Raw genomic sequence first — 8027 nt, forward strand, 5'->3', positions numbered from 1 at the left:
TTCTCGATCAGTGCGATCCCTGTGCGCGAAGCATTGCGCCAACTCGAAAGCGAAGGCTGGATCAAGGGCGAACTGAACAAAGGTGCGACGGTCGCGCCGCTCAATGCCAATGAAGCGCGCGAAATCTATGAGATACGCGCCTCGCTGGAAAGCCTTGCCCTCGCCTGCGCGATTCCCGCCCATACCCCAACAACGCTGCGCGAGGCGAAGTTGCTGTACGATGCAGCGCGCTCGGAAACGGATCCCACACTCTACGTTTTGCGTAACGAAGCGTTTCATCTATGTCTTTACGCGCCCGCACATCGACCGCAGTTGACGGAGTTGATCGTTACGCTGCATCGCCGCGGCGAACGCTACTTGCGCCTCAAGCTGGGTTTTGCCGATCATAAGGCCGTCTCCGACCGAGAGCACGCCGCGCTGCTTCGCGCCGTGCGTCGCGGCGATGTAAGCACGGCGCAGAAATTGATTACCGAGCACCTTTTGGATACCGGAGCACTGCTCCATACGCTCTTGAACGAAAGCGAAAGCGAACGCGACACCGACCCCGAACGGGCCTCCAGTGCCGACCTCGGCAAGGCGCGTGCCTCCGGGTCTGCGCCGAAGTCACGCCGCGCGTGACAGGGTTCGTTTCGCCAGACCATACAGACACCTCAAACTAGACTCGATCAACCGATGACTGATTCAGCCGATAATCCCGCCGCGCGCAGTTGGACGACGCTGCGCGACGAAAAGGCGCGGCGTCTTGCCGTCGTTGCCCCATGGATCGAGGATGGCGTCTTGCCTACCGCGCGGATCGTCGACGCGCTGGAAGCGCTTATTCGCCCAGGTGACCGCGTCGCGCTCGAAGGCGACAACCAAAAACAGGCCGACTTCCTGTCGCGCTCGCTCGCGAAAGTCGATCCGGGCAAGGTCAACGGAATCCATCTGTTGATATCGAGCATCGGCCGTCCCGAGCACTTGACGCTCTTCGAGCGCAACATTGCACGCAAGGTCGATTTTTCTTTCGCCGGCCCACAAAGCTTGCGCGTTGCACAACTGCTCGAAGACGGCCAGCTTGAAGTCGGTGCGATCCATACCTACGTCGAACTGTACGCACGCATGTTTGTCGACCTGGCGCCGCGCGTTGCGTTGCTATGCGCGGAAAAGGCCGACCGTCACGGCAACCTTTATACCGGGCCGAATACCGAAGATACGCCGACCATTGCCGAGGCCGCCGCGTTTAGGCATGGCATCGTTATTGTTCAAGTGAACGAAATAGTCGATACCCTGCCGCGCGTCGACATACCAGGATCGTGGGTTGACGTCGTTGTGCAATCCGATCGCCCGTATGCCATCGAGCCGCTATTCACCCGCGATCCGCGTCACATCGGCGATTTGCAGGTGCTTACCGCGATGATGGTGATCCGGGGTATCTACGAAGCGTATGGCGTCACCTCGCTCAATCATGGCATTGGCTTCGACACTGCCGCGATCGAGCTGATCCTGCCGACGTACGGGGCCGAGCTCGGCCTCAAAGGCAAGATCTGCCGCAACTGGACGCTCAATCCCCACCCCACCATGATTCCGGCCATCGAGTCGGGTTGGGTCGAAAGCATCCATTGCTTCGGTAGCGAAGTGGGCATGGAAGCCTATATCGCGGCACGTCCAGATATCTTCTTCACGGGCAGCGACGGAAGTCTGCGCTCCAATCGCGTACTTTGCCAGCTCGCGGGCCAATACGGTGTCGATCTGTTTATCGGCTCGACGCTGCAAATGGATGCGGATGCCAACTCGTCGACGGTCACGCGCGGCCGTCTGGCAGGATTCGGCGGCGCGCCCAACATGGGCCATGATCCGCGTGGGCGGCGCCATGCAAGCGAAGCATGGCTCAAGATGCTGAAAGCGGAAGGCGGTGCGAGCACGACGGGTTCAGTAGTCGCGCGCGGGCACAAGCTCGTGGTGCAACTCGCCGAAACGTACAAGAAAGGGGGGGAACCCACTTTCGTCGACGAGCTCGATGCCGTTGCCGTCGGTGCGAAAAGCGGTATGCCGATCGCTCCTGTCATGATCTATGGCGACGACGTGAGCCATGTCGTGACGGAAGAAGGCATCGCCTATCTTCACAAGGCACAGGGGATCGAGGAACGCCGCGCGGCGCTCGCCGCCGTAGCCGGCGTCACGCCCATTGGATTGCGTGCAGAGCCGGCGAGAACTGCGCAATTGCGGCAGCGAGGCATCGTCGCGTATCCGGAGGATCTCGGCATTCGACGCGGGCAGGCCAAACGCACGCTTCTCGCGGCACGCAACATCGACGATCTCGTTGAGTGGTCAGGCGGGCTTTATGCGCCGCCGGCCCGCTTCAGGAGCTGGTAGGCGATGGCCGCGACGACAACGCACGTCGTGCGCCTGGCGTCGCCTGCGCGAGCCAACGGCCTGCCCGCGCGGCTCGCGCGCTTTGCCGTTGATGCCCTGCTCGAAGAAGCGCATCTCACGCCGAAACCCGCGCTTGTGGACCGGCGCGGCAGCGGTGCGCATCGCGATCTGAGCCTTGCGGTCATGACGCGCTCGGCGCATGCCCTTGAGCCGACGTTCGAAGCGCTCGCACGCGCTTCACGCAGCAAAGTGCCTTCTGCGGCGCTGCGCACGGAGCTTGCCGCCATCGGCCGAGCCGGCGAGCTGGACATGATGCGAGCAACCGAAGGCAGCAATGCCCATCGCGGCGCCATCTGGATCGTCGGCCTTTTGGTTGCGGGCGCCACCCTATGTCATGACGTGGGACGAGATTGGCACCCTCAGCAAGTGGGTGAGTTTGGCGCTCGCATCGCATGCTTTCCCGATACCGCCGCCGTCGTGCCCGATAGCAACGGAGCACGCGTGCGTGCGCGCTACGGTGTCGGCGGCGCGCGGCGGGAGGCCCAATGTGGTTTTCCGCATGTGCTCGATGCCGGGCTACCTGCATTGCAGGCTGCACGGCGCCGCGGTGACGGAGAGACTGCTGCACGCATCGATGCACTGCTTTCGATCATGACGACACTCGACGACACGTGCCTTTTGCACCGCGCCGGGCACCCCGCGCTCGATACGGCGCAGCGCGGTGCGCGCGAGGTGCTCTCGTGCGGCGGCAGTGCCACCCTCCCCGGCCGCGCGGCCCTGTATCGGCTCGATCGGGCTCTGTTGAAATTGAACGCATCGCCGGGCGGAGCGGCCGATCTGCTCGCCGCGACGCTTTTTATCGATAAGCTGGTGCGATACGGCGCCGGCGGGAGTGACAACTCATGGAACATTTGACGTTCGACTACGCGGCACAACGCGTCGTCAAAGCACGCGCACACGTGGGTGTGGTCGGTTCGGGCGATCTCGAAGTGCTGTTGTCGCCGCACGACGCAATGGGCGCACGCGTGATCGTAAACACGAGTGTCGACGGTTATGCGCACATCTGGAAAAGCGTGCTCGATCGATTCTTCACGCGTTATGACGGTGCAGCCGTCATCGAGATCAACGATTTCGGCGCTACGCCGGGCGTGGTCGCGCTGCGGCTCGCCGAAGCAATCGAGACGGCCGAGGCGACCGAAGCGGCTGCGCCCACCCCACCATGCACCGCACAACCGCAAGGAGGTGCGCAATGACCTCGCAACTCACTTCGCCGCCCCCTTTCATCGCGCGCGAAAGCTTCATAGAGATGACGGCCCGCGAGCGTGCCCGTGCGTTGCTCGACAAGGGCTCGTTCCGCGAACTGGCTGGCCCTTTCGATCACCACACTTCGCCATGGCTGCCCTTGCAAGGCATCGTCTGCCAAGCCGATGACGGCGTCGTCATCGCACGCGGGACGATCGATGGCGAGCCTGCCGTGGTGGCTGCAATCGAATCCGCCTTTCAGGGCGGCAGCATTGGCGAGGTGGCGGGCAGCAAGATCGCGGCTGCGCTCGAACTCGCCTTGCGCGATTGTGAAAACGGACATCCGGTACGGCCCCTCATCGTGTTCGAAACAGGCGGCGTGCGCCTGCAGGAAGCCAACCTTGGCCTTGCCGTAATCGCCGAGATCCAGTCGGCCATTGTGGCGCTCAGGCAGCATGTACCGGTGGTCGGCATTGTCGCGGGCATGGTCGGGTGCTTCGGCGGCATGTCGCTCGCCGCAGCGCTCTGCTCGCGCCTCATCATGACGCGTCAAGGGCGACTGGGCATGAACGGTCCCGAAGTCATCGAGCAGGAAGCCGGCGTGGACGAGCTCGACGCGAGCGATCGGCGTCTCGTCTGGCAGTTGATCGGTGGAGCGCAGCGCGTCGCAACGGGGTTCGCCGACGCACTCGTCGACGACGATGCAAGCGCCATTGCGACGGCCGTGCATTCCGCCTTCGCACGCGGCGTGCCATCGGCGCACCGCAGCCAGCAGGTCGACGCCTATCTTGCGCGCCTTGCGCAAATCGACCCGCAAAGCGTGACGCCCGAGTCGATGCGAACCGTGCTGCGCGCATGTGCCGATGACGGCTCGACGGCCGAAACCCAATCGTGAGGATTACTAAGGAGTTGGAAAAGCGATGAACGATGCAACGCTTACGCGCGGCCAGCGCTGGCTGCGCGCGCTAGCCGGTGAGGCTGGCACATGTGGCACACCTTCGTCCTCACCTGTCGCACACGTCGATGCCCAGCTGGCGGGAGACCTTGCGCGGTTTATCGCCGTCGTGCCCGATGCCGAGAACCGCTTTGCACGTGCACGAGAGAATGTTGTCGGTCTCGAGCAAGGCTGGCTACTGGCGCGCGCCGTGCGCGAAGTCATTGAGAGCGATGCGGCGAGCGAGCGTCGGCGGCCGATCGTCGCGATCGTCGACGTCAAGAGTCAGGCGTACGGATACCGAGAGGAGATGCTGGGCATTCACCTCGCCTGCGCTGCTGCCGTCGATGCCTACGCATGCGCGCGTCAAGCGGGTCACCCCGTTGTCGCGCTGATCGTGGGTCCTGCCATGTCGGGCGCTTTTCTCGCACACGGCTATCAGGCTAATCGCATTCTTGCGCTCGACGCGCCCGGCACGATGGTGCACGCGATGGGCAAAGATGCAGCCGCACGGGTCACCCGGCGTTCGGTCGAAGCGCTCGATGCACTGGGTGAGACGATCACGCCGATGTCCTATTCATTGTCGGCGATTGCCAAGCTGGGATTGCTTGATCGTCTGATCGACAACGTCGATGCCGACTCGCCCAACGACGAGCAGATTGCACGCGTGCGCCAAGCCTTGATCGAGGCCGTGGCGAGCGCTCGCCAGGGGCCACGCGATCTCTCGCATCGCTTGGCGTCCGACGCCGCGAAGACAACGCGTGCCGCATCGATCGACGTTCGCCGCCGGATCGCGGAACAATGGAACGCCTGCTGAAGGCGACACGCCTCGACGCCCATCACGGCCTGCCGAAGTCATGAGCGATGCCCGTTACCGTCCGCACGATCTGCTGAAGCTGCGGCGCTGTCCTGTGGCGGCCGCTGATACCGACGCGCCGCCCTGGGTTCACGATGCGTTTGCTCGCGCGCCGTTTGCCGTCGTGCGCCGCGCGCGAGCCGTGCCAGGTCACGTTGCCGTGGGTCTGCGCGGCGCTACGCGCGCCGAACGCCACGCGACGTTTGCCGACAGCCAGGATATCGAAGCATTGATATCGCCGGAGCATCTCTTGCACCGGTGCCCCCCAGAGGGTCGTGCCATGCTGGCTCCTTTTGTGTTGTTACGTGCATTGCTAGAGCGCGCGTGCCTAGTCGGTTGGACCTGGGGCCCGACAGGCAGCACGGCATTCGAGCTTGCCACCGGCGTTCCGACCGTTCATGCGTCGAGCGATCTGGATGTGCTCATGCGTGCGCCGGCGCCAGTTCCGGCCGACGAGGCGCATGCATTGCTCCACCAATTCGAATCTTGCGCCGAAACGGCGGGTATCCGCGTCGACGTTCAACTCGAAACGCCAGCAGGCGGTGTTGCGCTCGCCGAGTGGGCCAGGCACAAACCGCGCACGCTCGTGAAGCGTGCGGACGGCCCGTGTCTTATCGCTGATCCATGGTCTGCCGAATTTGCGCATTGCGGGAGCGATGATTGATGTTGGCTTGTATTTTTCCTGGCCAAGGTGCGCAATCGCCGGGCTTCCTCCATCGATTGCCGTCGCATCCGATCGTGGAGGCGACGATCGCCGAAGCGGCCGACGTGCTATCGCTCGACATTCTGACGCTCGATACGCCGGAGGCGTTGCAATCGAGCGTTGCGGTGCAGATCGGGCTCCTCGTCGCAGGAGTGGCAACGGCGCGACGACTTGCCGATGAAGGTTTCGACATTGCGCTCACAGCGGGCTTGTCCGTAGGCGCCTATGCCGCTGCCGTCACTTGCAATGCCCTTGCCTTCACCGATGCGCTGCATCTCATTCGAAAGCGTGCCGAGTTGATGGAGCGCGCTTACCCCCGTGGATATGGCCTGTCCGCCATCGAGGGGTTGACTGAACACGAGGTTCAAAGGCTGGCCAACGAAAGCACGGGTAGCGAATCGCGGGTCTACATCGCCAACGTCAATGCGCCACGTCAAATCGTGATTGCGGGTTCGGACGCAGCGCTCGATAGCTACAACGCGCGCGCTCTCTCGCTCGGCGCACATCGTGCGCAGCGGCTGGCTGTGAGTGTGCCGTCCCATTGCGAACTGCTTGCCGCAGCGTGCGAAGAACTCACCGCCTATGCTGCAGACGTCCCTGTGTGTGCACCGCGCGCCGTCTACGTAGGTAATCGGACGGCACGGCCGCTTAGGACCGCCGATGCCATTCGTGACGACCTCGTCACGAATATGCGTCACACGGTGCGATGGTTCGATGCGCTCACCGTCATTGTCGAACTCGGCGCGACCTTGATCGTCGAAGCCCCGCCTGGTCAAGTCCTGTCTTCGATTGCCGCTGCAACGTATCCGGAGGTAAGCGCACTCGCCGCGGCAGCCATACCCGACGAACGATTGATTCCATTGCTGCACAAACGGCTAGCTGCGGGCGGCGGGTAACCCATATCAGGCGATGTGGAACTCAATCGCGCCAAAGCCTGCAATTTCGCCTTGCACGAGGGCCGGCTCGTTCGCCATGTAAAGCGGCGTGTAAGAGCCTGTCGTAAGCAGCGTTCGTGCCGGAATCGAGCGCCCGGTTTGCAGCATTCGCGAGACCAGCCACGCTACAAGTCGCCGCGGGTCGCCGGCACCATGGTGCACGCGTCCGGACGCAATCGTATGTTCGCCGCAGCGAAAATTCACCTGCGGCGTAATGAAATCGAAGCTGCGGTCATATGGCCGCGTATCGCCGATGATCAGTGCGCCGTTGTTCTGGAAATCGGCGAGCTTCAGCAACGGGTCCACATTGGGCCAAGCCGCGAAGCGGCTATCGACAACCTCCACAACCACCGACATCGTATCGATCGCATCTAACGCATCTTCGGCCCGTTCTGCGAACGTTTGATCGACGTCGTCGGCAAAGCTGAACGCGATCTCCAGTTCAAGACCGATCCAACCATAGTCCGCACGGCGAATGCCGGCCGCGGCACCGAGTACTTTGTGGGCGGGCAGCGGCGCACATTGCGGCTCAGCGGACGGCGAGCCCGCACCGATCTTGTAGCCCGCACAGCCGCCCAGCTTCGCAAGCACCAGTTGCTGTACGAGATACGCTTCATCGGCATTGGCAGGCACCAGGCCGCTCGCCTGCGCCTCGTCGATCAATCGACGGCTTCGGTGTGCTTCAACGAGGCTAGCGACCAGCGCTTGCATCTGTCTCATGGTCTGTCTCTCCTTCTCGCCGAGTGTTGGGCGCCGAGCCCCCGTGACCTGGTCTTCGGCAAACGCGGCACGCAAACTCCGGGCCACCCTCACGGGCGTGTGGCACATGCGCGTGCAAAGACTGCTCGGTGCGTCATGGGGTGACTTCAAATCAGGATGCTCACGCATGTCGCTTCGAGACGACTCAGCGCATGCGCGCGAACCTGCATCGCGACAACGACCTCAGCGGTCGTCGAACACATAGCACATCATCTCGCTTAACAAGACATTGCAGGAACCTTATGT

Annotated in this window: 9 protein-coding genes; 8 read left to right on the forward strand and 1 reads right to left on the reverse strand. The window is 63.0% G+C overall.

Annotated features, from left to right (window positions below):
- From VL598_RS03185 to mdcH, 8 genes are all read left to right on the forward strand, one after another.
- Positions 1-618 (forward strand): GntR family transcriptional regulator (locus VL598_RS03185; protein WP_325325254.1); only part of this gene is annotated, 618 nt, incomplete at its 5' end.
- Positions 619-672: 54 nt separating this feature from the next.
- Complete coding sequence (mdcA, locus tag VL598_RS03190; RefSeq protein ID WP_325325255.1) at positions 673-2352, forward strand: malonate decarboxylase subunit alpha; 1680 nt, start codon at positions 673-675, stop codon at positions 2350-2352.
- Positions 2353-2355: 3 nt separating this feature from the next.
- Complete coding sequence (locus VL598_RS03195; protein WP_325325256.1) at positions 2356-3267, forward strand: triphosphoribosyl-dephospho-CoA synthase; 912 nt, start codon at positions 2356-2358, stop codon at positions 3265-3267.
- Positions 3255-3605 carry a malonate decarboxylase subunit delta gene (locus VL598_RS03200; protein WP_325325257.1) on the forward strand — a complete coding sequence of 117 codons (351 nt, stop codon included), beginning with the start codon at positions 3255-3257 and terminating at the stop codon, positions 3603-3605. The genes VL598_RS03195 and VL598_RS03200 overlap by 13 nt, the downstream gene beginning before the upstream one ends.
- Positions 3602-4489, forward strand: coding sequence for a biotin-independent malonate decarboxylase subunit beta (locus VL598_RS03205; RefSeq protein ID WP_325325258.1), 888 nt, complete (start codon positions 3602-3604; stop codon positions 4487-4489). The genes VL598_RS03200 and VL598_RS03205 overlap by 4 nt, the downstream gene beginning before the upstream one ends.
- A gap of 25 nt (positions 4490-4514) precedes the next feature.
- Complete coding sequence (gene mdcE, locus VL598_RS03210; protein ID WP_325325259.1) at positions 4515-5345, forward strand: biotin-independent malonate decarboxylase subunit gamma; 831 nt, start codon at positions 4515-4517, stop codon at positions 5343-5345.
- 40 nt (positions 5346-5385) lie between these two features.
- Entirely contained in the window at positions 5386-6048 is a 663-nt protein-coding gene (locus tag VL598_RS03215) for a malonate decarboxylase holo-ACP synthase (protein ID WP_325325260.1), read from the forward strand.
- A complete protein-coding gene (gene mdcH, locus VL598_RS03220; RefSeq protein WP_325325261.1) occupies positions 6048-6983 on the forward strand; it encodes a malonate decarboxylase subunit epsilon in 936 nt (311 codons plus the stop codon). Before VL598_RS03215 ends, mdcH begins: the two co-directional genes overlap by 1 nt.
- Before the next feature lie 6 nt (positions 6984-6989).
- On the opposite strand, the gene VL598_RS03225 is transcribed toward mdcH, so the two are convergent.
- Complete coding sequence (locus tag VL598_RS03225; protein ID WP_325325262.1) at positions 6990-7742, reverse strand: fumarylacetoacetate hydrolase family protein; 753 nt, start codon at positions 7740-7742, stop codon at positions 6990-6992.
- Positions 7743-8027 lie beyond the last annotated feature (285 nt).

The organism is Trinickia sp. (genome assembly GCF_035492435.1).
GTDB lineage: Bacteria > Pseudomonadota > Gammaproteobacteria > Burkholderiales > Burkholderiaceae > Trinickia.